General features: G+C 47.8%; 19 protein-coding genes. 5 read left to right on the forward strand and 14 right to left on the reverse strand.

The genetic code is table 11. The features are described 5' to 3' along the window. Positions 1-287: 287 nt before the first annotated feature. Positions 288-374 carry a putative holin-like toxin gene (locus AC58PV_RS30445; RefSeq protein ID WP_081787580.1) on the forward strand — a complete coding sequence of 29 codons (87 nt, stop codon included), beginning with the start codon at positions 288-290 and terminating at the stop codon, positions 372-374. A 413-nt stretch (positions 375-787) separates the two neighbouring features. Here the strand turns inward: AC58PV_RS30445 and AC58PV_RS30450 are convergent, their stop codons facing one another. After that, a complete protein-coding gene (locus AC58PV_RS30450; protein ID WP_497436621.1) occupies positions 788-2,308 on the reverse strand; it encodes an extracellular solute-binding protein in 1,521 nt (506 codons plus the stop codon). A gap of 154 nt (positions 2,309-2,462) precedes the next feature. Between AC58PV_RS30450 and AC58PV_RS30455 the strand changes: the two genes are divergently transcribed. Beyond that, the gene (locus tag AC58PV_RS30455; protein ID WP_497436623.1) at positions 2,463-4,784 is read left to right on the forward strand and encodes a helix-turn-helix domain-containing protein; all 2,322 of its coding nucleotides are present in this window, start codon (positions 2,463-2,465) and stop codon (positions 4,782-4,784) included. A gap of 206 nt (positions 4,785-4,990) precedes the next feature. Here AC58PV_RS30455 and AC58PV_RS30460 read toward each other — a convergent pair whose 3' ends face one another. The 5 genes from AC58PV_RS30460 to AC58PV_RS30480 all read right to left on the reverse strand — a co-directional run bounded on the left by AC58PV_RS30460 (position 4,991) and on the right by AC58PV_RS30480 (position 9,096). After that, positions 4,991-5,287: a hypothetical protein gene (locus AC58PV_RS30460; protein WP_497436625.1), complete on the reverse strand. Its 297-nt coding sequence runs from the start codon at positions 5,285-5,287 to the stop codon at positions 4,991-4,993. A gap of 365 nt (positions 5,288-5,652) precedes the next feature. Continuing rightward, positions 5,653-6,465, reverse strand: coding sequence for an NAD(P)H-binding protein (locus AC58PV_RS30465; protein ID WP_497436626.1), 813 nt, complete (start codon positions 6,463-6,465; stop codon positions 5,653-5,655). Positions 6,466-6,538: 73 nt separating this feature from the next. Continuing rightward, on the reverse strand, positions 6,539-6,979 hold the full coding sequence (locus tag AC58PV_RS30470) for a MarR family winged helix-turn-helix transcriptional regulator (RefSeq protein WP_497436628.1): 441 nt from the start codon (positions 6,977-6,979) through the stop codon (positions 6,539-6,541). A 171-nt stretch (positions 6,980-7,150) separates the two neighbouring features. Then, positions 7,151-7,987 carry a sugar phosphate isomerase/epimerase family protein gene (locus tag AC58PV_RS30475; RefSeq protein ID WP_497436629.1) on the reverse strand — a complete coding sequence of 279 codons (837 nt, stop codon included), beginning with the start codon at positions 7,985-7,987 and terminating at the stop codon, positions 7,151-7,153. Between the two features lie 35 nt (positions 7,988-8,022). Then, complete coding sequence (locus AC58PV_RS30480) at positions 8,023-9,096, reverse strand: Gfo/Idh/MocA family protein (protein WP_497436630.1); 1,074 nt, start codon at positions 9,094-9,096, stop codon at positions 8,023-8,025. A 121-nt stretch (positions 9,097-9,217) separates the two neighbouring features. Here AC58PV_RS30480 and AC58PV_RS30485 point away from each other — a divergent pair, with 121 nt between their 5' ends. Continuing rightward, positions 9,218-10,108 (forward strand): helix-turn-helix domain-containing protein, encoded by an 891-nt coding sequence (locus tag AC58PV_RS30485; protein WP_497436631.1) that lies wholly within the window; start codon positions 9,218-9,220, stop codon positions 10,106-10,108. A 151-nt stretch (positions 10,109-10,259) separates the two neighbouring features. Next, positions 10,260-10,559, forward strand: coding sequence for a hypothetical protein (locus tag AC58PV_RS30490; RefSeq protein WP_497436632.1), 300 nt, complete (start codon positions 10,260-10,262; stop codon positions 10,557-10,559). A 163-nt stretch (positions 10,560-10,722) separates the two neighbouring features. On the opposite strand, the gene AC58PV_RS30495 is transcribed toward AC58PV_RS30490, so the two are convergent. The 8 genes from AC58PV_RS30495 to AC58PV_RS30530 form a co-directional block, all read right to left on the reverse strand. Further along, positions 10,723-11,706 carry an aldo/keto reductase gene (locus tag AC58PV_RS30495; protein WP_497436709.1) on the reverse strand — a complete coding sequence of 328 codons (984 nt, stop codon included), beginning with the start codon at positions 11,704-11,706 and terminating at the stop codon, positions 10,723-10,725. A 207-nt stretch (positions 11,707-11,913) separates the two neighbouring features. Further along, positions 11,914-13,242 carry an ABC transporter substrate-binding protein gene (locus AC58PV_RS30500; protein WP_497436634.1) on the reverse strand — a complete coding sequence of 443 codons (1,329 nt, stop codon included), beginning with the start codon at positions 13,240-13,242 and terminating at the stop codon, positions 11,914-11,916. A 172-nt stretch (positions 13,243-13,414) separates the two neighbouring features. After that, a complete protein-coding gene (locus tag AC58PV_RS30505; RefSeq protein WP_497436635.1) occupies positions 13,415-15,022 on the reverse strand; it encodes a response regulator transcription factor in 1,608 nt (535 codons plus the stop codon). Beyond that, a complete protein-coding gene (locus AC58PV_RS30510) occupies positions 15,000-16,769 on the reverse strand; it encodes a sensor histidine kinase (RefSeq protein WP_497436636.1) in 1,770 nt (589 codons plus the stop codon). The genes AC58PV_RS30505 and AC58PV_RS30510 overlap by 23 nt, the downstream gene beginning before the upstream one ends. Before the next feature lie 81 nt (positions 16,770-16,850). After that, positions 16,851-17,696 (reverse strand): carbohydrate ABC transporter permease, encoded by an 846-nt coding sequence (locus AC58PV_RS30515; RefSeq protein ID WP_497436637.1) that lies wholly within the window; start codon positions 17,694-17,696, stop codon positions 16,851-16,853. After that, positions 17,693-18,661 carry a carbohydrate ABC transporter permease gene (locus tag AC58PV_RS30520; protein WP_497436639.1) on the reverse strand — a complete coding sequence of 323 codons (969 nt, stop codon included), beginning with the start codon at positions 18,659-18,661 and terminating at the stop codon, positions 17,693-17,695. Before AC58PV_RS30520 ends, AC58PV_RS30515 begins: the two co-directional genes overlap by 4 nt. A 188-nt stretch (positions 18,662-18,849) precedes the next feature. Then, complete coding sequence (locus AC58PV_RS30525) at positions 18,850-19,569, reverse strand: stalk domain-containing protein (RefSeq protein WP_497436641.1); 720 nt, start codon at positions 19,567-19,569, stop codon at positions 18,850-18,852. A gap of 22 nt (positions 19,570-19,591) precedes the next feature. After that, positions 19,592-23,212 (reverse strand): glycoside hydrolase family 44 protein, encoded by a 3,621-nt coding sequence (locus tag AC58PV_RS30530; RefSeq protein ID WP_497436643.1) that lies wholly within the window; start codon positions 23,210-23,212, stop codon positions 19,592-19,594. Positions 23,213-23,525: 313 nt separating this feature from the next. On the opposite strand from AC58PV_RS30530, the gene AC58PV_RS30535 reads away from it, so the two are divergent. Beyond that, the gene (locus tag AC58PV_RS30535; RefSeq protein ID WP_497436710.1) at positions 23,526-24,269 is read left to right on the forward strand and encodes a spermidine synthase; all 744 of its coding nucleotides are present in this window, start codon (positions 23,526-23,528) and stop codon (positions 24,267-24,269) included. Positions 24,270-24,347 lie beyond the last annotated feature (78 nt).

Here is a 24,347-nt window from a genome sequence, read left to right on the forward strand (position 1 = left end):
TTGACCTCCGTGAAAATGTGGTGTGCTACAACTCACACATTACACGGTTCGCAAGGGGTACCGAAACAATCATTTGCTCATATAACCCGCGTCTGGCGCGGGATGTGAGATGATGATTATCGGGCGGGGAGATGATTATTGGGGGGAGGCTTGCCACCATGATCATGATGATTTTCCATATTAGAACAAAAAAGAAAAAGTCTACCAGTTGGTAGACTTCATATGATATATTTAGTTGGTACAATCTCAACTTGTGTGCGGCTCCCTCTGGAAAGGAGGTTGATGCCATGGAAACTTTCCAAACGATAATCGTTATGCTTGCGTTCGGTACGTTCATACTGGCGCTTCTGACTTATATCGAGAAACGAAAGTAACCCACCCAGGTTGACTGCCTACTAGTGGGTTACACCTTACAACTAACTTGGAGGTTGCCCACCAAATGATTGTGCAGGAGACGTGTTGGTAGCACGTCTCTTTTGTTATTTATAATCTTAACACGCCTGTTTTATACGTGCAACTTACTTGTTGCCATATGAGGCTTACCTCAACGAGATACCAGTGATTAACTGGAAAACCTCCATCTATTTTCACCGAAATGCGTCAATTTTCCAATATAGATGGATTTCCTCCATCTAATCTAAGCTAAAATGCTCATTTCGACGATAGTAGCTCAAATTAACTACCTATTTTCCATCTAAACTCATTTCCCAACGAAATCTGACAAAATTAGCTGTAGGAAATCCAGTTATTCGCACGATGTCCCAGAGTTTGCAGGTGCGGGACCCGACTACCCCTTCTTCCCATACGCCTCATTATACTCCGCTATCATCTGATTCCCGCCGCCGCGCTTCCAACGTTCGATTTCTTGCTGGAAAGCTGCTTTATCCAACTTGCCCAGGATATAATTGTACGTCGCATCGGAGATGATTTTGTACAGCTCGACGCCTCGCTCGTCGTAGGTTTTCGACTCAATGCCGAGTGTCGGGTCCTTGACGACGTATTTCTCATTATCCAAGCTAAGCGTATCAGCCAGTTGGGACAACGATTCACTTTCCACAACAGGAATGACATTCGGGTTGTTCAGATCTGCGATCATCAGCGCATACAAGGCGTTGACTTCGTTGACACGAATCTTCGACGTCTCTTCGGAGAGCTGGATTTGCCCATTTTTAACCGTATAATGCCGGCCCTCTAGACCGTACTTCATGAGATTGGCGACATCCTTATCCATCGTCCGATCAAAAAACTGCAGCATCTGCTTAAGCTCCGCCTCCGTACGTATCGCCTTTTTCGAGAACAAATATAATGCACTATAATTAGGAATGGACCATATATGGAACCCCTGCGGCCCTTCAATATGATTCACCAACGTCAGTCTTGCCTCCGGATTCACCAACTGCGCTTCGTCCGAAAGTCGCTGCACATCTTGCATACTGCCAATATACACGCCGGCTGTGCCGCGAATCAGCTTATCCCGCTGGACTTCCTTGCTCGTCACGGCAAAATCCGAATTAATCAACTTCTCCTCATACAGCTTTTTCATGAAATTCATAGCTTCGATATACGGCTGCGTTTCAAACTCCGGCACAAGCTTCCCACCCGATATGCCCCAATTATTCGGTGCCCCGAAATAGGAGGCCAGCGTCTTAAAAGAACCGAATACCAAATCATTGCGGTCTGTCAGCCCAATCGTATCATCCTTGCCATCACCATCGGGATCACCGTAAGTGAACGCTTTAAGCACCTCATATAACTCATTCAAATTCGTTGGCTTTTTCAACTTCAACTTGTTCAGCCAATCCTCGCGAATAATAATCCCTTGCCGAGAGGATGGACGCTCGGTGTATAAGCTATAGATTTTGCCATCGACTGCCGCCTGGCCCAAAATCTCTTTATTCAACTTATTCAAGTTCGGATAAGCAGCCAAATAAGGTCCAATATCCCAGAATGCGCCGGAACGGATCGAATTTTTCATCAACATATAATCTGTATATTTGACGTAGGTCGCTTTTTTCAACGAGTTCGTGGTAAGGGCTGTATTCATTTTATCCGTATAAATGCCATCAGGAACCCAGTTCAACTCCAGCTTCGTTTGCGTCCGATTCTCAATCGCTTGAACCAGCTCGGGTATCGGTGGATGTGGAAAATGAAGCGGTGCCATAATCGAAATAACAGGCCTAGCGCTTTGGTCATTCTCCGCCTTGGGCGTGTTGCCGTTCTGACAGGCACTGAATAACAACATCATAATTAGAGCAATACTCATTCGTCCTGTCCACTTGAACCGCTGATCAATTCTCCTACTTCTCATGCTAACTCCTCCTTGCAACAGCTGTGTTTTGGCGGAAAATATGAGATAATGATTATCCCATCGGCAGATGATTATTGATTCGAACCGCACTCTTGACTACAATACATAGATAGTCTGACGAATGATTCTTTGAATAGATAAGGTGTTGGATGCGATGCGCTCTTTAAGTTTTCTTAGCAAAATGACGATATTCAGCTTCCTGCTTAGTACGCTGCCTGTGATTTTTATCGGCGCTTTCGCCTTCGTGACGTCCTCAAGCGAGATACAAAAAAATGTAAACGAAGGAAAAATGCAGTTAATCACGCAAATTAACTCCAATGTAGAGCAGAAATTAACCACTGTCAACCATACACTGAATCAGGTCATCAATTCCACTGTGCTCAAAAAGGCCATGGACATGCCGCTCACTGTAACCGATTTCATGATGTACGATGATCTGCGAAGCGAGATTCGGTATATGCAATCTTTTGACACGAGGCTAGAAGATGTACTCTTGATTAATGCCAAACAGAACTGGATGATCAAAAATTCAGGGCTGTACCGATTCGATACCTATCCGTTTGCCGATAAATTAATTGCTTTGATGAATGCCCAAGATAACAGTACGTGGACTCTGAATCCTTCCGAATGGTTCTATACCGAAGAGAATGCGCGAAGCGTGACTTGCGACTATAGTATTTCCCTGGTTAAAAAGCTGCCTACCACTGGCCTCGATAAATTCGGCATGGCGTTAGCCAATATTCCTGCTTGCTCGCTGCAAGATATGATTCAAAGCGACAGCGAACATCCCGATGACATTGTTATCATGGATGAACATCAGCGAATTGTAATGAATCGCGATCCCAGCTTAATTGGCAAATCAATTACTGCTGCTGGTCTATCCGAACTCACGCGGCTAGAGGAAGATTCAAGCGGACAGTTCCGCGCTAGCATACATGATAAACCGTATTCGGTTACTTTTTTGCGTTCGAACCTGAACAACTGGACGTATCTTTCCTTAACTTCAATCGAAAGCTTGACCAAGGAATCCAGCAAAATCGGGACCTACACGATCTACATTTGTGTCCTGATGCTGCTTCTGGCCTTGCTTCTCGCATGGCTCGTTTCGCGTAAAATGTACTCCCCCATCCAGCTGCTGCTGAATCAAATCGGCGGCTTGGTGAGCGGGAATCAGAAACGCAAAGCGGATGAATTTCAGATGATCAGCGAGCATGTGCACACGTTATTTCAATCGAAATCGCAGCTCGAAAAAGAAGTCCATCAACATATCGGCCAGGTGCGCACCTTCTTCCTGATTAAAGCGTTTCAGGGTCATATTAAATCGGGGGAGTTGCTCGAAAAACTCGCGCAATTCGGCTACACCGACCATATCGCTGCCTGGAAAACGATGTCCGTCATCACCATCCAAATCGACGCCATCGATCACACACGCTATGAGAAAAAGGATATGGAACTGCTGCTCTTCGCCGTGCACAACATGATGGAGGAGCTCATCCCTTCGGAGCAGCGCTTAGCGCCGATCTTGATTGATCAGACGATTGTAACTATGATCGGCAGCTCAGACAGTGTTGATAGCGATTTCCGTACGATGGTGTATGGCCTGACTGAGCAGGTGCAACAGCATATTTATAACTTCCTGAAGCTGCATATCTCTATCGGAATCTCCTTGCCGATTCATGCATTCACCCAGATGTCGCTGGCCTATAAAGAAGGGCTCGAGGCTTTGAAGCACCGTATCAAGCTCGGTGAGGGCATCATTATCCAGTATGAGAATATTAACTCAGGGAAGCATTACTTGAATTTGAACTATCCGAAGCCACTGGAGAATGAATTGATCGATAGCATTAAGCTAGCCGAAAAGGATAAATCCCGAGAGCTGTTGAAACAGTTGCTGCATGCGGTCTTTGCGGCACAACTTACTCCGCAGGAGTATCAGATTCCGCTCGCGCGACTGCTCAACAACCTGCTGATGATGATGCAGGAATCCGGCATCGCCTTGAATCAGATTCATCCGAACAAAGGCTCCCTGTTCGAGGAAGTGCTCGGCTTGCACACGACCGCCGAGATCGAGGATTGGTTCTGGACGGAGGTCATCCATCCGCTGATCCGCATTTACCGCGACCGGCAGGATGCCCAGTACCATAACATCTCGGAGAAAATTATCGATCTCGTGCAGCACTATTACGACACGGATCTCACACTCGAAGAATGCGCTTCTCGATTGCATTACAATGCCAATTATTTGAGCAGCATTTTCCGCAAAGAGACGAATTGCTCCTTCAGTGACTACTTGTCGAACTACCGTTTCAACATGGCCAAAAAATGGCTCTCCGAGACCGATATGCCGATCAAGGATATCTCCTCGAAACTGCGCTACAATAACTCGCAGAATTTCATCCGCTCCTTCCGGAAGCAGGAAGGGCTTACGCCCGGTCAGTACCGGGATAAGCAGAAGGAGGGCTTGCCGCCTACTTAGGGTGTGGGAGCCTGCTGGCTAGGCGGGGAGTGCAGGACGCGATCGCCGGGCGAAGTGCGGCGAGGCTACGGGACGCGCTCCGGCGAATACCAAACAGCCTGCGATGCCACCCAATAATTGTTGGTGGTTCGCAGGCTATTGTTCGCCTTGTCGGATGTTGGACAGCCTCAAGGAGGCTTGTCCACATCTGTTTCGTTTCTACGCGATTAAGCGGAAACGACTTGGCTGGATTCAACCGCTGTTTTCAGCGCGGCACGGTTGTCCCAAAGGAAGGAAAGCAGCTGATTACGTTCATCAAAGAACAGCTCATCGGCGTCCTCGTAATCTCTCCCCACCCCATGCACACTGAAGCGCTCATCTTCATAACACATTAAGGTCCATTGACCTCCACGTTTTTTATCAGCAAAAATAAAGTAAAGCTTCTTCCCTGCTGCGTCCCACTCTGCGAAGTTTGAAAAGTTGTCCAAAATCAAGCCGATATCCTGTTTATTCTTAATTTGCATGATCTTATCTCCTTTTCGCTTTTTTAAAATCGTACCCGAGTTTCCATGAGAAGTTTGTCACACTTTAGGGAAGAAATGTAGGAATTTTTGTCGAAGGGGATGCATCGTGCGGGTGAATCAAAGCGGAAGTGACCTGTGACTGGCCGTGGCGCCATTTAACTGGAAAAACTACAGCTAATACCGGCGAATTTAAAGAAAATCTGAGATTAGATGGATTTTCTACAGCTAATTCCCGGCTTTTTGGCATGGAGGAGGAAAAGGGAGCAAAATAACTGTAGGAAATCCAGTTAAACGTCCCTAGACGTGGATTTCCCACGAATTAGCGGGAGGAAATCCAGTTATTTTTCAAGAAGGGGGCCTAGCTGTTAGGTAGCGATAAATTGTTTAATGCTTTCTTTTAGCGAAGTGACGGGGCCTCCAATTAATTTCTCCAAATCTGATGAAGTAGAAGATGTATCAATCTTGCCCAAGAACCCATATATCCAGTTTTGAATCTGAGGATTCTGGCGAAGGGAAACTGGCTTACTTGAAAGATCAGACAGAGCTACTGCTAGTTCATTGAAAGTCCATGAATGAGGAGCAGTAAGTTCGTACGCCTTATTCTCATGACCCGATTCAGTAAGAACTGCTGCTATTCCTAAAGCGAGATCATGGCGAGTCACAGTATTAAATTTCCAATCTCCAGGGTAAACGCTCAGTTCACCTCCAGCTATTGCAGCATCCAAACCAAGCACTCCGACAAAATCAGTATATAAGGCATTCCGCAGAAACGTATATGGAATTCCGGTTGTAAGAATGGCATGCTCCGTAGCCAAATACAGATGAATTGGTGAAATCGAGCCCTTTCCAGGAAAAGCAAAGCTCGTAAATAGTAGATGCTCCACTTTCGCTTTTTTCGCCGCTTCTATGACATGGGCATGTTGTCGTACGCGAATCGTATCATCGGTATTAGAGCTTGAAATGAATAATAGTTTGGAGGCTCCAGCAAATGATTGATCAAGTGATTCAGGTTTATCGTAATCACAGAATCGCACTTCAATGCCTTGCTTCAGATATTCTTCTGCTTTTTCAGGTTGGCGAACACAAGCAATGATTTGATCGGCTGAAACTTTCTTAAGGAGTTGCTTCATGATTAAGCTTCCTAATTTACCATTAGCTCCTGTAATGACAATCGACATTGGATTTTCCCCTTCTTCCTAAAGTTGTGATTTTAGTTAAGTGCTTAACTAAATAAACAAAACTAGGTTATTATCACCGTAGTTTATTTAATAAAACAAGGAGTTGTTTCATTTCTTGCTCTTCGAACACTTTCATTTTTTCGGCAATTCTTTGACGATTTTCAGGTAAATATGTTAACAGTAGGCTCTGACCTTCACTTGTGATTGAAATCACTGTTTTTCTACCATCCTTGGGATGACTTGCCCGACGAATTAATTCTTCATTCTCTAATGGAATAAGTAAAAGGCTAATATTCGGTTTCGTAACGCCAATTTTCTTGGCGAGCATCGAGGGTAGCATAGTTCCTCCTTCCTTCATAAGTTCAACCAAGATTCGAATTCTTGCACCATTCAAACCTTTGGATTGCCAATATTTTTCGGAGACATCAACTAAATTTGCCGTTGCTTCCACCAGTGAGAAAAAAACGCGTGTATGCATCGGTAAATCATGAACGTATTCTTGCAGCTCTTTCATATGTCACCACCACCATTTAGTTAAGCACTTAACTTATTTGATATAAAATTACTACAGATACTAGGAATCTGTCAAATTCAAATCCCCAAGGATTCGCGTTGGAGGCAGCAGAGCCCCAAAGAAACCAAAGAGCGAATCCCAAAGGATTCGCTCTCCACACTACCACACAACCTACAGCCCCGCCGCCGCATACACCTTGTCGAAGCCGGCTTTGGACCGCTCCGCCAGGCTCTCCGGAGAATCTGTCGGCGCTTCGGCCGTCAGAATCTCCTGCGACACGGCGCCGGTGTAGCCAATACGCTGCAGGCCTTGCAGGAAGCCTGCCAAATCAATAACACCCTCGCCCGGATACACGCGTCCGTTGTCGAGCACGTCCTCAACCGGCACATCCGGCGCATCGTTGATGTGCACATGGACGATTTGATCGACGCGGAGCTTCTCGATATCCGCGACAGTCCCGCCATTCGTGTACCAGTGGTACGAATCGAACAACAATCCTACGTTGCGCTCCCCGATCGCATCGATCCAATCCAACGTTTCATCGATTGTCCAGATGAACGGGTTCTGCCACCGTGTCCGCAGGTGATGCGGACCGACGAACTCCAACCCTAGGCGGATGCCGTAGGCGCCTAGGATCTGGGCGCACGTACGCAGTCTGCGCGTCGCGAGCGCCATGAAGTGCGCTGCCCCGAGGTCTGTCGAGGGCAGCACATACGTGCAGCAGCTCGTGCAGCCGAGCGCTGCTGCCGCTTCCGCGGCTTCGGCCAGCTTCGGCAGCCCCTCGCGGAACACCTCTTCCGTGGAACGCCATTCCACGGGCAAACCGATGGACCCGACGACGAGTCCATTCTTCTCTAATAACTCACGAGCACCAGCTACGGTGTGAGTTTCTACAAGGCTCAAAGCGTCGATATCGACCGCTTGGAAGCCATATTTTGCCGCTAACTCGATGAACTGCTCATTGCTCTCGATCTTGCCAAGCCCTGCTCTCGTTAATCCTCTAAGCATCGAATAATCCCTCCAAATGATTGTTTAGTTCCCGACTAATCCCAGTTCAACTTCACTTCATTACCCGTGCGCGAAGACTCATAGATCGCATCGAGAATCAAATTGTTCGTATAACCAGAAAGCGCCGATGTGATCGGCTGTTTGCCTTCACGAATACAATCTAGGAAATGCAGGCTAAGACGCACGCGCTCGCCTTCATCATCCTCAGGCTTTTTCAAATCCGTCTCGATGGGGCGGTTGAACTTCTCCATTAACAATTTACCTGTAGCACCTTTGTAACTAGCTCCGCCGTCCGTGCCCATGAGGTGTACGAAAGGCGTATTGTCCGTATCCATGTGCACTGCCCAGCTCACTTCAAGCGTCAGCGTGCTGCCATCCTCCATGCGAATCAGCGCAGTCGCTAAATCCTCTACATCATACGTGCCGCTCCAATTCGGCTTGCCCCATGTGCCAATCCCTTTGCGACGCGGTCCGAATTCGGCGTACGTTGCACCAACAACGGAGACTGGTTTCGGATTCCCCATCAAATAGAGGGCAAGATCCAGCATATGAACGCCGATATCGATCAACGGACCGCCACCGGACTCATCCATTTTGGTAAACCATGTTCCCCATCCTGGTATGCCTTTGCGGCGGAACCAGCCTGTTTTGGCTGTATAAATTTTACCAAGCTCGCCCGCATCAACCTGCTCCTTGATCTGTAAAGGAACGGATTCCCAACGCATTTGGTGACCGATCATAACGATCGTATTCGCCTTCTTGCTTGCTTCATATATTTGTTTAGCCGCTGCGGCGTTAATGCCCATTGGCTTCTCGATAAGAACATGTTTACCAGCTTCAATCGCTTGTACAGCAAGGGAAGCATGATATTGATTCGGCACCCCAATAATGACAGCGTCGACGTTCGTGCTTTGAATCAGTTCTTCCGGTGTGGCAGCCACATGTGCAATGCCATGTTCTTGCGCTCTCGCTGTTGCTAAAGGCAAGTACGTATCTGTAATCGCCGTAATTTCACAGAGCTCCGCCAGCTTTGAAAACTCACGAATATGAACCCCGCCAATATTGCCTGCACCAATAATACCAATTCTAATTTTGTTAACGCTTTCCACGGTTCGTTCCTCCTCATATGTGGGTGTTGCCCCAGTGCTTTTATGATAAAATAAGATCACGAAGAAGTCGTACCGTATATTCGGAAAACGTCCCATTTTTTCGAAGGAGCCCTGACTGAACATGACGTATTTTCCAGATTATCTGAAAACGTATCCCAATATGCACTCCCCCTTCCCATTTCACCTTAGTAGAAATACACTGGAACATGGTTTTCGCGCACACCGCCATGATTACCTTGAGTTCTCGTATGTCGTGGAGGGACACGGGGCAGAATCGATAAATGATGTGAAACACCCGATGGCACCTGGCACTTTTACCTTTGTGCTGCCGTATCAGGTGCATGAGATTTTTACAGATCCGGGTCAAAAGTTAGTTCTCTTCAACGGCATGTTCAGTATGGATCTGCTTATGGAGCCAGGAAACGATCAAGGTCTCTCGGACCTGCTCAATGATTCGAATGGATTGCCTGCCTATGTACAGTTCGAAGGCGCCGAGAAGGAAATGATGTCCGCTCTTATCGAAGAGATCGTGAAGGAATATCACGGTGACGAGCGCTACAGACAGACGCTTCTGAAGGCCAAATTGAAGGAAATTCTGATTCGCTTTGATCGACATCGCTTTCAGCATGCAGGCCAAGAGGAGGAAGCCGCAACGTTATCCAAATCCTCTTCAAGATCTAGTCACGCCGTGTGGCCAATCATTCATTATATCCATCGGAATTATCAAGAAGATCTGGCACTGTCTGATCTGGCAGCTCGTTTCACGATGAGCGTATCACGCATCAGCGAAGTGATTAAGCAAACGACAGGCCAAACGTATGTCCACTTCCTGCACGATCTGCGCTTGCGCCATGCATGCAGCCTGCTGGTCTCCACCGATATGAGCGTCACGGAAATTGCGTTGGAAGTCGGCTATGGCTCGTACAAAACCTTTTCGCGAATATTCCGAGAGAGCAAAGGCATTGTGCCGAAGGAGTACAGGCGGGTTGAGCATGGGCGTGCGGTGACTTAAAAGGACTAGTACTTAGAAAGCTGCCGCAAGGCAGCTTTTTTGCCGTTCCGCTGAACTGCGCTCCCCCTACTACACTGGTACTATGAAATGTTAGTACTTATCCTACTGGGCTTACTTAACTAAAATGTAAGTATCGAAGGGGAGGTGTGTTATGGAAAGAATAAGCATGTATACGAAAGTTATTGATTTCATCGGTTTAATTATTCTGGGTCTTCTCGTAGGGTTTCTATATTCGATCTTATCCATCGTCATTCTCGTACTATGTTCACCTTATTTGGAAGCGAAGTTTGAGATGTTTAGTCAAATCTATATGTACTATCTTCCGATAGCTGTTTTACTAACTTCCATCATATTCAAACAATTCAACGCATTTATTACTATACTCGCTGCCATCCTGACTGGGGACTACCTATATTATATATGGGATAATATGAAATTCGGATTATTCTAAATCTGTGCATTCACAAAAAAATAACCCACAGCAACGGGCCGCAGGTCTCAAGTTATCTATATTTAAAAGGGGGTTGAATTTAGTATAGGCTCGCTTCCTTAAATCTACCTGAAATTAAGATTTCAATCTCATTACAATTACAAAACAGCATGTTGCCATCTGCTTATTTACCCAAAACACGGTTGGACACAGCGCTGATCTGCTTCAATTCCTCTGCGGTTAGTGTGAATTGCATCGCTTTCACATTCTCCTCCGCGTGATGGGTTTTGGATGCACCTGGAATGGCGAACACTGTCTCCCCATGCGCATGAATCAACCAATTCAGCGCGATCTGCGTCGGTGACGCATCATAGATCTGGGCGAGCTCGTCTAACTTGTCGATGAGTGGCCTTGATTGCTGCAGCCCCGAAGCACGGAAAGCAGATGTCCATTTACGTGGACCGATGATAGCTTTCACTAAATCTGGGTTTTTGTGAAACTTGCCGCTTAGGATCCCTTGTTCCAGCGGGGAATACGCGATAATCGCGATACCAAGCTCCTTGGCAGCGTCCATGATGCCGTTGTGCTCAATCCTGCGATCCAGCAAGCTATATTTCACTTGGTTAGATAGGAGTCGGAGTCCGTGCTCTCGCAGGACGCGGTCGGCTTCACGCATTTTGTCCGCAGAAAAATTACTGACGCCAACGTTCTTGATTTTACCCGACTTCACGAGCTCAGCCATCGCGTTCATTTCTTCTCGAACAGATGAGAACGAATAGGGCTGATGCACTTGATACAGCTCGATTGGCCGATTCTCCAGCAGCCGTATGCGCTCATCAATTGTACTCGTGATGCTGCTTGCCGTGCGAAGGACAGGCCACCATTTCGTCGCTATGTGCACCCCGTCTGCCAAAGGCCCCGCTTCACGCAGTGCTTCCGCCAATATGCGCTCAGACTGACCTTTTCCGTAAACCTCCGCTGTATCAAACCAATTGATCCCGCCCTTGAGACTGGTCTGAACGATGCTCCGCACATCCTCTTTCTTCAGGACCGGCCAGAACTTGCCCACCATTCCTTGACCATTGCTGAATTGCCAACAGCCTAGTCCAAGTGGCGATAAGGCTAAGGACGAACTGCCCATCTGCCGGATTACTGCTTTCCCCACCATACGTTTCACCTATTCCTCGCTAGCTATGATGTGATTCCTGCCATGATTATACACGATATCCGTTGGAATCACCCAATTCACGTGAGGGGGGAAGTTGAGCTTCATAGAACGTGAAAAAACTCAAGCTATCGAGAACATCTCGACGACTTGAGTCTTTATGCATGGCTGAAGGATAACAGCTGTCTGGCTTCAAATTACGCCAATCATTTATTGGTAATCTTTCGCTTTCTTCACCAATTCATCATACGCCGCTTCTGGCGTAATCTTGCCGAACATGATTTTCTCACCAATATCCTTGAAATCCTTCGCTGTGTAGTTGCTCCAGCCTTTAGCGCCAGGGTTGAATGGCTGCGCATCCGGAGCTACGCTCTTGATCAGCTCGATTTGCTGTTTATCTGCAGGCGTAAGCTTCGGAGTCAAATACTCGAGCACTTTTTTGGAAACGGGCACACCGCGCGTTGTCGTCAAAATATCCGCGGCTTCATTATCGTTTACAAACCAATCAATAAACGCCTTGGAAGCTTCAACGCTCTTGGAATCCGCACTAATCGACCAGAACATGGACGGTTTCAAAAAACCGCTAGCCTGCGCACCCTTAGGCTGCGTAACAAATTTATAGGTTCCCGGCTTCACGCCTTCATAACCAGGCAACAGCGCCGCAAAACTCCGTTTGATTAAAACCGTATCGTTATTCATCAAATCCATCTTGGCATCCGATTCTTTATCTGTCGTTGCAATATCTGGCGGAGGAACAACCCCTTCTTTGCGAAGCTCAGCATATTTCTTCGTATACGCGAGATACGTATCTTTATCCAAATTGAATTTACCATCACTAGTCACCGGGTAGCCTTTGCCTTGGCTAGTCTGGTAAGAAGCATAAACGGTGTAATCACTCGTCGCATCCATTAATGCATATTTATCTTTCTCCAGCTTCGCTTTCGCATCCCTGCCAAATTGGAAGTATTGATCCCATGTCCAACCATTGGCCGGAGGTGTAATGCCAAGCTTGTCCACGGCATTCTTGTTAAATAGCATGCCCGTAGCGTTATTTCCTAGCGGAATTGCATACAGTTTGTCTTTATATTTACCGGAGTCGACTAACGATTTATCGATATCCGCCGTATTGATGCCTTTGGACAGGTCCACGAGCTGATTTCTGCCGCTATATTCGGCTAACCATGCCGGATCCATCTGGATGATGTCAGGCGCGTTCTTCGCCGCTGCTTGTGTAGCCAGCTTATCTGCGTAGCCATCAAATCCGGAAAACTCCGGTTCGAAGGTGACGTTCGGGTGTTTCTTCGTGTACGCATCAAGTGCCTTCAAAGTAGCGTCGTGTCTAGCTTGTGAGCCCCACCATACGATGCGCAGCTTCACAGGTTTATTATCGACCGCTGCGGTTGCTGCTGCCCCACCTGTACTTGGTTTGGCTGTTTCGGTTGTTGGAGTCGTCGTATTGCTGCCGCAAGCGGTCAAGCTTACGGCTGTTAATGCTGTAACTGTCAGTAAACCCCATCTTTTTATCTGCTTATTCATCATTCTGTTAACCCCTTCCCGTATTCAGGTCCATGTGTCAAAGCTTTCCGATAAAAGGAACGAAGGTACTGTGGCAACTCCATTCATCAGCAACGCTTATAACCTCATTATATAAACCGCAGGACACATTCAAAATAAGGGTAATGAACACATCTCTACCACAATCGAGCACAACTTATTTCTTGCCTAGCTCGCTGGGGTTCATACCGTAGTGTTTTTTGAAAATGGAGCTAAAGTACGCTACGTTTTTGTAGCCTACCTTTTCGGCGATCTCGTAGATCATGTGTTTGCCTTCTGTCAGCAGCACCTTGGCCTTCTCCAGTCTTACACGGATCAAATAGTTCGTAAACGTTTCTCCCGTTGCTTTCTTGAACATCCGGTTCAAATAATTGCGGGTTAGATACAGCTGTTTCGATAAATCCTCCAACGCAATGTCCTCGGCATATCGCTCATGCGCGTATTGAATCATGAAATCGATGGCTTCCTTATGTTTGGAATGTTCACTCCATCCACGTTGTGAGGAAATGCCAGAGATTTTGTTCTTGAGCCATTCCCGGAGCTCATCGATTGTCTGAATCTTGGTAATTTCCTGGCTTGCCGGCAAGCCGGGAAACAGGTCGTCAAGCACGACGCCAGTGTTATATAGCGAATAAGCTAGAATCGTCCATAGCTCCGAACATAAGTATTGCAGATACGCTGGTGTTACGGAAGGCATCTGACGAAGCAGCGCCAAGTAGTCGTCAACAATCGCAAGCGTCTCCTCTTCCTTCGCATAAACGATAGCCTCAGCCAGCTCTTGATAAAACTTGATAGGGCGAATGGTGAAATCGGCCTCTGCTGCATCAGTATGGGACAAGCGAGTTCGATCTTCGCTCAGTGTTTGCTGCAAGAGATCTAGGAAAGCCTCCTCTGTCGAGTCGGAGAGCTGCCGCCAGTCCTCCTGCATACTGCCAATTCCGATACGGATACTCAGCTTCAAGTAGGTCTGGGTGCACGCTATGATGTACTCGCCAATACGCCTAATGATTTCCCTAGCCTCTGCTTCCTCTTGCTCGAGAGGGATATGAAAAACGATGGCAGCATGATGACTATGCAGCTCAATAAATTCCGACTGCGGCCAATCCCGCTCCAGCACCTCACAAATGATATTTGCCAGGGCGAACCGGAACAAACTCCAGTCCATTAAGGTGAGATTCAAGATACGGTTCGTTCCCATCAGCTCTATACCCATGATGAGATGCTTCTTCCCTAACCACGCTTTCTCGTCGATCGGCTCCATACTTTCCTCTGCCATAGCTCGGCCCAGCGTACCCGTGACGACCGACTTCAGCCATTCCTTCTGCACGAAAGGCTCATACATCGTTAACCTGCGCCGCGTCTCCTCCTGCTCTAGCTTTGCCAGTTCCTTGGTCTCCAGTTCATGAATAGCCCGCTCTAACACACCACTAAGCTCATCCATCGTAACCGGCTTCGATAAGTAATCACTTACCTGCAGTCGCAGCGCCTGACGCGCATATTGAAAGTCGGAATAGCCACTGAGAATAATAATCTCTCCCGCAAATCCTACTTGCTTCAGCTGCTCGATCATCTCGAGACCATTCATCACTGGCATATAGATGTCGGTAATAATAATGTCAGGACTCGTTTCCTTAACCTTCTGGATCCCTTCCTGTCCATCCATCGCTTCGCCTACCCATTCCGCCTCTAACCGCTCCCAAGGAATAGATTTCTTCATCCCTTCCAGCACCTGGAAATCATCATCAATAATAAGTACTCTCCACATGAAAGGCCTCCTCCACTTCGGCTTTATTCGGCAGAATAGGAAGACGCAGAATCACTTCCGTCCCGCCTTCCGCTCTACCTTGCATCGTGACTCCGTAAGGCTCCCCGAAATAGGCAGCAATGCGATCCATCACATTCCTAACGCCATAACCTCCTGTTTTGCGAGGCTTCGGCACATCCCATTCCGGTTTCAGCCCTACGCCATTATCGGAAATAATAATTTCCAATTCGTTCTCCTTGCGCTTAAGGGTGATACCAATCTCCCCAGCCCTTCTGCCATGAAAACCATGAATAAACGCATTCTCGACAAACGGCTGTATCGTTAAACGCGAAATATACAGATCTTTCAGTTCCTCTTCCGCTTCAATGCTGTATGCGAGACGTTCTCCCCAGCGAATCTTCTGAATTTGCAGGTAGCACTCTACATGCGTCAGCTCATCCCGAATTGGAATGACCGTCTCTCCATTGGAAAGGCCAATACGAAACATTTTGCCCATTAACGATACGATCGTACTGATCTTCTCTTGTCCAGAATCAATAGCAATCCAGTTCAACTGATCCAACGTGTTGTATAAAAAATGGGGATTAATCATCGCCTGCAGCGCCAGTATCTCCGCTTCTCGCTTACGCTTATGCTGGGATTGCAGCGACTGCAGCAACTCTTCAATTCGCTCCATTTGCCGGCGATAACCGTTGAACAAGCTCCCGAACTCGTTCTCGTAATCGGTAGGCAGATCCAGATCCATGCCAGACCCTGTCGCTGGCACACGTCCCATTCGCGCTAGCAGTAATCGAATCGGCTTCGTGAATTGCCTAGATAGGAACAGCGTGAAGAAGGCCGTGATACAGATCGCTGTCAGACCGACAGTGACTAGAATATAAGCCAGGCGGATACTACCGTGTACAATGTCTTTCCATGGCGTGATTTCAATTAACATCCAATCTGATCGCACTTTGCTCCATACGAGCAGAGCTCCTTCGCCTCGTTCGTCGGGAAGATGTATGTAATTCGATGCGATGTCCTTGCTGCTGATCAGCCCAAGTTCCTCTTCGCTCAAAGTCGGCTTTCCAATCGTAGCGATCGTCCTGCCGCTGGCATCCAACAGCAACCGATTCTTCTCTCTCCCCTCGGACTCCCCGCGAACCATGCTTTCGATTGCGGAAGCCTTCACGTTGAGCATGAGCATCCCATAGTATTTGTCCGAATTGTTATATAGTTTGCGGGCGAAGCTGATAAATTGTTGTGGCCCCTTGTTCGTAGGGAGCGTCCGTTCCCCGATCCAGGCGAAGTCTGAATTCTGGATTTCCGGATACCATGGTTCCTCGCGAACATGCTTCATATCCAAAATTTGCACAGGAGCCTGAGGATCTGTCTGAGATGGATTGTCTAAATATAAATAAATAGACTGCACCATCGTCGTACTATAGGTGATCCTAGACAACAAGAGCAGCATATCTTCCCTTCGAATATGTTTCTGTAGCAAATCCTTTTCAAAGGGATCATAGCCAATCGTATTCATATTCCTTGAAGCTGCCAATGACATTTGCTCGATCGATTTAAGCTGGATGTCAATCTGTTTGTTCAATTCATTGAGCATATCCCGCTGGTAGTACGATGACGTATCCGCCAGTTCCCTGGAGGTCATACTGTAACTGATCCACGTAAAGACGAGCAGCAAGAGCGATAAGAAAGAAGCGAAGCTCCTAAAGAACAAGCGGTCAATCCGCACGCGTTTGAATAAGTTCATCCAGACTCTCCTCTCAAGCGGCGATCCTAAAAGCCAAAAAAGCTGCACAATATCGCAGCTTTTCAAGCAACTCTCCAAATTCTACCCCTTCACTGCACCTGACGCAATGCCGTCTACAAAATGGCGCTGAGCCATAAAGAAGATAATTAATGAAGGAACGATGGATAGGAGTGACATCGCCAGCAATTGCCCCCAAGGCAAGGCTGATTGACTATCTACAAACAATTTGAGCGCTAGGCCTACCGTATATTTATCCACCGAGTTGATATACAACAAATGACCGAAGAAATCGTCCCAATTCCATAGGAAACAGTAGATGGCTACTGTGACTAATGCAGGCTTGGTCAGTGGCAGGATGATACGCCAGTAAATGCCGAACCAACTGCAGCCATCGATTTTGGCCGATTCATCCAGATCCTTCGGAAGCCCGCGAATGAACTGAATAAGCAGGAAAATAAAGAAGGGTCCACCGATACCGCCCGCTAAAGCATGTGGAACGTAGAACGGCAGATACGTATTAATCCAGCCGAATGTATTGAACATAATATACTGCGGAACTAACGTCACCTGACTCGGCAGCATCAACGTAACCATCAGGATAGAGAACCAGAAATTTTTGAGCGGGAAGTCAAGTCGGGCAAATCCGAATGCGACGAGACTGCAAGAAAGCACGGATGTAACTAGCACACCTGCGATGAGCTCGAAGGAGTTAATATAGAAGTGCGTGAACGTAAATTTCGGAAGCGCAACCCAGCCGTCGGTAAAGTTGCTCCACAACCATACCTTCGGGAACAAACTAGGCGAGCTCATCTCATCATTCGATTTGAATGCCGCGCCAACCCACCACAAGATGGGGTAAACCATCACGATACTGAACAGGGCCAAGAAGATATGGGAGCCGAGAGTCCGGCGTTGTGTGAGTGTCATTTCTTACGGCCTCCTTCTGTCTCATAGAATACCCAGTAACGGGATGATGCGAAGATTAGGGCAGTCGCGATGCCGATAATAACAAGCAGTATCCAGGCTAGTGCGGAAGCGTAGCCCATATCGTAGCGGGCGAAAGCTCTTTCGTACAAATACAGTGCATACATATACGTAGAGTTGATTGGACCGCCTTTGGTAATAATGAATGCCTGCGTGAACATTTGGAAAGAACCAATCGTCTGCAGCACCAGATTAAACAACAGAACCGGGGAAAGCATCGGCAGCGTGATGTTGAAAAATTGTCTGAGCTTGGACGCCCCATCTACAGAAGAGGCTTCATAAAGCTCCGAGGGAATTTGTTTTAACCCTGCAAGGAAAATGACCATCGAAGAGCCGAACTGCCATGCCACCAGAATAATTAACGTGCCAAGCGCTGTACCAGGGCTGCTGATCCAACTGATCCCTTCTACTCCGAAAACACCTAAAAACTTATTGATAAAACCGTCGATCCCAAAAATGTTTTTCCAAAGAACCGCAACGGCAATGCTGCTTCCGATTAGGGATGGCAAATAAATAAATGTACGGTAAATCGATATACCCTTGATGTTCTTGTTGAGCAGCATAGCAACCAACAGGGCGGTCACCAGTTTGAGCGGCACAGAGATAACAACGAACAACAGCGTGACCGTGAGAGACTGTCTGAACGTTTCATCGTCGGCGAAGATGCGTTCATAGTTTCTCAAGCCGATCCAATCGGGAGCATCCAGCAGAGTAAACTTCGTAAAGGAATAATAAACCGATCGAATCATCGGCCATAAGGTTAAGAGCAAGAAGCCAAGCAGCCATGGGGAGATGAACAAATACCCTGCTACAGGCGATTCCCAGCGGCCCTTCCAGCCCTTCCAATTGAAGGCGGAGAATCGCTTAGGAGCCTGCTTACTGGCATTTGTCGTAGGTTGTGTACGCATATGGGGCTCACCCTTTTCTAATAGTAATTTCATCTATCATCAGTATAGAAGAGCACTCTCCCCAAGAAAATGAGAGGATTGAACACAACTTCATCCCTATCGAACACAACCCCGACGAAAAAAACCTCCTAGCCTATATCGGCTGAGGAGGTTTTGTCTATAGCCATACTTGGACCTTCAATGAACGATTACTTCCCTAACATCGGCTCACCTATAATGCTTCTATCCCCTTGCACATAGATCCGAAGAGCCTTCGTATCTTTGACATCCAGCTCCACATCGGTAAGTTTACCGGACTTCACTTTCAGTTCCTTCACAGTAACGTTATGTTCATCCACGATCTTCACCTGTAGATCATCGCTAGTCAGGCTATCTGACGCCCATATTTTCGCTTTAAATTTATCATATTGGAAATCCGTGGTGACCTCTATGTTGACCGAACGGCTGCCTCCCGTCACATACCCATAGTTCAGCTTAGTTCCGTCAGCGGTTGTTAACTCCTCTGGTGTTCTGCTCGCTAAGCGATACGTGATATTCCCATTGTAGACGAATTCCGGCGATGCTTTGATGTAGCTGATCGAATTCGTAGTTACACTACCGCCAACCTCGCCTAGATAGGCTGTTTCGGTTTGAGGATCCCAAGTGACCTGTATCCCAGCAGCTTCGGCTACAGCCCGCATCGGCAGGTACGTTGAACCTCTGTACGTAATCGGTACAAGCTTCGTGCCATCATCCTTGTCCGTTGGTTCAAACGGCTTGCCGTTCAGCATAACCTTGATTCCCGTGTTCATGAACACCTTAATTTCCGTCAATGAACCTGCCCCTAAACTCTGCTGCGTCAAAAAGAGAGTCAACATAACGGCTAGTGTGGAGATGACGATTCCTTTGTTTCGCAAACGTCTATTCATCTAAGATTCCTCCTTCACTCGTTTAAGGGATGACAATTAATGTTGCAGACATCGCTGGCAACTTCACCGAGAGACCTTGGCTTGTTCCTTGAACGGTTCCTGCTGGGGCAAGACGCTTTTGCGCATCAAAACGGTAGACAGATGCTGCCCCATTCAGCGATAAATCCGACTGTAGCTTGGCTTCCCGCGGGGCTGTGTCTTTATTGAACAGCAACACGTATTGCTTGCCTTGCGGCGATACAATCGTATACGCGCCTATCGTGTTCAGGTTGGAGCTCGCTGCGCTGACAACATCGCCTTCAATGCGGCTGCCTTGACCGTCATAATCCAAGTACAACTTAAACGCGTCCTCAAGTGGCGTATTGCCAAGAAGCGCACCCCAGCGCATCGCATAGTCGACGCCTTCACGGGCGAATAAGGCGAGCGCCTCTGCTTGCGCAAGTCCACTGCCAATACCTGTTCCGTCTCCGAAGTTATATTCGGAAATAGATAGCTTCATCCCAGGCGAGTTATTCGCAATGAGTTCATGCATCCGTGGTATCAGGTTCACGGGTTCTTGAATCCATGAAGACGGATCGGTGAAATTCGGATCATACAGCGATTTCAAGGAGTCGAAGCGACGTTTTCTCATCTGCTTGGATTCATCGCTCGAGAACGCAACGTTATTTTCAGCCGGGTAATAATGAATATCCAGCGTGTCTACTAATCGTTGACCGGTTTGCACGCGGTAGTCCTCAACTTTGCCCAAAAACCACTCTAAATAAGGCTTGTTGTTATGATCCTCCATATCTTTGCCAGGTGAACAACCATCTTTGGCCGAGTAGAAATACTCACACCAGCCCCAAGGAACTGGACCGAAGATATTGGCCTCAGGATCTGCCTGTTTGATTGCCTGCGCGTAACCTTGCGTATAATTCCAGACCTCATCATAAGTCGTCATCTGCGGATGAACGTCCCAATGGGAATGCGGCCACAGCATTGGCTCATTATCTAGCGCATAGTTGTTCACGTAAGAACCGAAGCGCTGCTGGAGATGCTGGACCCATCGCTTCACGAAGTCATAGCTGACTTGCTTGGATGTATCCTTAGGATCGTTGCCAGTCATATAACTGCCATCCTTATTCCGCCCATTTCCAGCATCTTTGCGGCACCAAGCTTCGTGCCAATCGCACTCGTTCCCTTGCTGCTGACCATACTTACCAATTGAAAAGCTCCAGCTCGTATCCCGGCTCTTCGGTGTCCAACCAATCGTCGGCACCTGCAGCAAGACCTCTGTGCTCGTATCTTTGGCATCCTGAATGAACCGATCGGACAAGGAACCATTTGGCAGCTTCGACGGGTCCGCGTTATCATTCGCAATGTTCAGGAAGTACCAGTCGCCGCCGCGGTTGGTCGTATCGATTTCCCAGTTGTAACGGGTCATCGCATTGCCGCCCCATCGTTTAACTGGCACATCCATCGTGGAATGACCTTCGGTAGGGGCATCCTCGAAATTAACGCCAAAGATGCCAGGGCTTAAGGCGCGGCGCCCTTTCGTTGAGTCGATCGTAACTTGGACCGATGGAAGCTCTGGATCAGGCAAGTTAACGATGGACGTGGTCTTCAGCATGCTGATGTCATCGAAGTAAACCATGCCTTGATCATGCTCGCCCCACGCCGATACGACCACGCCATCGAACGTTAGCTCACGGATACCCAGATCAGCAAATTTCAACTTCACTTCTGTCCATTGATTCGCTGGTACGCCTTCTGGCAGTACGCTATCAAGATCCAGCTCTCCGACGAAATTCCGATTGTCCATCAAGTTCACATGCAGCTTCTGGCCACCGACGGAGCCGCCGTGAACCTTCAACGTTAAGCCATAGTAATGATCGAGGTCCATCTTCGTATCCCGATGCAACCAAATACCGTCATACCCTTGGGCCAGAAAGGAAATGGATTTCGTTCCCGAGGCTGTTGGCTGCACGTTGTCGAAATTGTTCGTTCCCCAGCTCCAGGTATCATAGCCCTCGGCCAAGCCATCCTGATAGATAGCTTCAGGTGTGACTGGTACGACCTGTACGTACATAGAAGCTGATGCTGTGCCATAAACAGCCGTTAGCTTCGCCAAGCCACTACCTGTGGCTTTCAGGGTCCCACCATCTACGGTGACAATCCCAGGATCGCTCGTGGTCCATGTAGCTTGGCCGCTCACATCAGCACTTGTGTCATTCGAGTAACGAGCCTCATAAGTAAGCTTGGCGTTATCGCCAGGGGCTAACACCATACCGTATTGTGAAAGGACGCCTTCTACCAATACGGGAGGAGCCACATACTTCTCTAGCAAGCGAATATCGTCGAGGTATACGGTACCTTGTTCACCTTCGCTTAAGCCGCTGAAGAGTAAACCATCGAATAACTGATCCTTGATTTGCAGTTCTGGCAGCTGAATCTGGACCTTCGTCCACCCATTAGCCGGAATCTTGCCTCCTTCAATCAGACTTCCGATATTCACCTTCGCTCCAGCTTGACCACCAGCGTTAAAGACCAGTTCCAGCTGCTGTGCACCCGTTTCTCCGCCGTTAATCCAGAACTCGAGTCGGTCGTAATCCTTTACCTGAACCGCTCCATTTCCCTTATACAGATATAAACCACCTTGACCACTTGGATTAAAAGAGATCGCTTGCGTTCCCGTGTGAACCACAGCAGCATCGTTCAAGCTATGCTGTGCCCAGCTGTAATCCTGAAACATGTCATTCAGACCTTCTTCATAAATGGTTACTGCCGCTTGGCCATCTTGAACGGGAGGTGGCGCGATCTCGGAGATCCATACTGTCGTCTCTGCGCGAGCTGTGCCATATACAGCTGACAACACCGAGGAGCCAGCCTTCAGCGCTCTGACCGTGCCATTAGCCACCGAGGCCACAGTAGGATCCGATGAACTCCAGACCGTCCCCTGTGTCACAGGAGCTGAAGTACCGTTGGAAAAGCTAGCGTTGACCGCGAGATTCCCTGTTTGACCCGTTAGCAAATTCAGACGGGACGGTGTTACGGATATACCGGTGAGTACCGCTGTGTCCTCTACTTCTTGGGCACGACCTGATAACGAAATATCATCAATGTACACCTCCGGCTGCTGACCCGCCGTCGTACCGCGAATGAGAAGACCATCCCATATGCCATTCGGTATGTTCAGCTTATCTAGATCGAGGGTTGCCTTCTGCCATGTCCCTGCCTGGAAGAGTGTTTCCTTCAAAGGAACGGAAGCCACCTGCTCCCCGCCAGCATTGAAGACAAGCTCTAGCTTCTGTGCACTTGCTTTCCCACCGTTCAACCACAGTTCCAACACGGGGTACTCCGATACGCGAATAATACGGTCGTGATACAAATACAACCCATCGTCGTTATTCGGTTTCATGCGAATGGATTGACTGCCCGAATGAACCGTTTTTTTCTCCGTTAAGCTATGGTTAGCCCAGCTGTAATCAGCAAAGGAATTCCCTAGCTTATCTCCATATACCGTTAATTGTGCCGGCATACTTGCGGCTGATGCCGATGGCAGCCTCCCCATGTCCGCAGCTGTATTAGAACTGGCCGCGACTATCGCTATAGCCAATGTCAGCCTCATCGCAGCCGCCTTCTTTAATCTACCTAGTTTCACCATACTACCTCCTCTTTCTCTCACTAATCCCATTCATTATCAACAATATCGCTAGGTAGCGGATAGAGACTTAGCTCCTGTATTTCCCCTGACTGCGTCATGAAGATTTATGACGTGGTCAGGGGAAATACACCGCAGCTGCAGCACAAAAATATAGATAAGATGCCTATTAACCACCAATAAATCGTCATGAATGACACAATGACTCGTCACGATTCCTGCAATGACTTGTCATAATGTTCCTAATGTCCCGCTATTCCGTAAGCTGAGCTATGCTATACTGTCCTCATACCTATTATCGAAGGAGACTCGCTCGTTGAACGTGCTATACAGGGAACATACCGCCCACCACGACATCTCTATTTATGACACTACTACCTTTGCAGATGAAAAAGGGAATTTCCGTGTCTTGGAGTTTTCCAATCAGGCCATGCAAGGTGCGATGGATTTGGCTCAGCCGCATCGCCTTCTTTTCGAATATCCACGTGCCATGATCCACCTGATGGGTGTGAACGCGCCTCAATATGAACGTGTCTTCCTCATCGGTCACGGAATCGGCACGATCGCTTCCCACCTGAAAGAGAAACGCTTCACTGTTGCGGAGCTGGATGAGCATGTCGTGGCGCTGAGCAGGCGCTACTTCGGCTACAACCAGGACAACGTGCGCATCGGCGATGGCAGGCAGCTCCTGAGCAACGAGCCTTCGCGTACGTATGATTACATCCTTGTAGATGCTTTTACAGACAAGGGCACACCGTTGTCGTTAACGTCATTAACCTTTTTCCGAATTGCCCAAGATAAGCTCGACGAAGGAGGAGCCATTCTTCTGAATCTTATGGGCAAAGGTGAACATGACCCGCTGCTCGCGGCTATTCACACCACGCTTAGCGAAGTATTTCATTACGTTAAAGCATTCGCCTTACCTTCCGAGGGACGTCGTGATCTCCAGAATATGATCTTTATGGGTCAAAATAAGCCAATCACCTGCCACATGCGCCATATGGCTGGCTTCGTCGAAATAGAGCCAGACTATGGGCATATCCTGATGGATGAGGCTTAATTTCCTTTTTTTATTGGCATAAGGGAGTTGTTTGCCCCCTATCGTTTATAATAAAATGTAAGAAGGAAAAAAGTTCAA

The organism is Paenibacillus sp. J22FR83 (assembly GCF_059691955.1).

Coding starts and splice junctions, on each gene's coding strand:
- AC58PV_RS30495 (WP_497436709.1), bottom strand. CDS start 11,706: ATGGTGGGGAAAGCAGTAATCCGGCAGATGGGCAGTTCGTCCTTAGCC.
- AC58PV_RS30470 (WP_497436628.1), bottom strand. CDS start 6,979: ATGAAAGAGCTGCAAGAATACGTTCATGATTTACCGATGCATACACGC.
- AC58PV_RS30530 (WP_497436643.1), bottom strand. CDS start 23,212: ATGGTGAAACTAGGTAGATTAAAGAAGGCGGCTGCGATGAGGCTGACA.
- AC58PV_RS30525 (WP_497436641.1), bottom strand. CDS start 19,569: ATGAATAGACGTTTGCGAAACAAAGGAATCGTCATCTCCACACTAGCC.
- AC58PV_RS30505 (WP_497436635.1), bottom strand. CDS start 15,022: ATGTGGAGAGTACTTATTATTGATGATGATTTCCAGGTGCTGGAAGGG.
- AC58PV_RS30475 (WP_497436629.1), bottom strand. CDS start 7,987: ATGCTTAGAGGATTAACGAGAGCAGGGCTTGGCAAGATCGAGAGCAAT.
- AC58PV_RS30450 (WP_497436621.1), bottom strand. CDS start 2,308: ATGAGAAGTAGGAGAATTGATCAGCGGTTCAAGTGGACAGGACGAATG.
- AC58PV_RS30520 (WP_497436639.1), bottom strand. CDS start 18,661: ATGCGTACACAACCTACGACAAATGCCAGTAAGCAGGCTCCTAAGCGA.
- AC58PV_RS30445 (WP_081787580.1), top strand. CDS start 288: ATGGAAACTTTCCAAACGATAATCGTTATGCTTGCGTTCGGTACGTTC.
- AC58PV_RS30485 (WP_497436631.1), top strand. CDS start 9,218: ATGACGTATTTTCCAGATTATCTGAAAACGTATCCCAATATGCACTCC.
- AC58PV_RS30465 (WP_497436626.1), bottom strand. CDS start 6,465: ATGTCGATTGTCATTACAGGAGCTAATGGTAAATTAGGAAGCTTAATC.
- AC58PV_RS30490 (WP_497436632.1), top strand. CDS start 10,260: ATGGAAAGAATAAGCATGTATACGAAAGTTATTGATTTCATCGGTTTA.
- AC58PV_RS30460 (WP_497436625.1), bottom strand. CDS start 5,287: ATGCAAATTAAGAATAAACAGGATATCGGCTTGATTTTGGACAACTTT.
- AC58PV_RS30510 (WP_497436636.1), bottom strand. CDS start 16,769: ATGAACTTATTCAAACGCGTGCGGATTGACCGCTTGTTCTTTAGGAGC.
- AC58PV_RS30455 (WP_497436623.1), top strand. CDS start 2,463: ATGCGCTCTTTAAGTTTTCTTAGCAAAATGACGATATTCAGCTTCCTG.
- AC58PV_RS30515 (WP_497436637.1), bottom strand. CDS start 17,696: ATGACACTCACACAACGCCGGACTCTCGGCTCCCATATCTTCTTGGCC.
- AC58PV_RS30500 (WP_497436634.1), bottom strand. CDS start 13,242: ATGATGAATAAGCAGATAAAAAGATGGGGTTTACTGACAGTTACAGCA.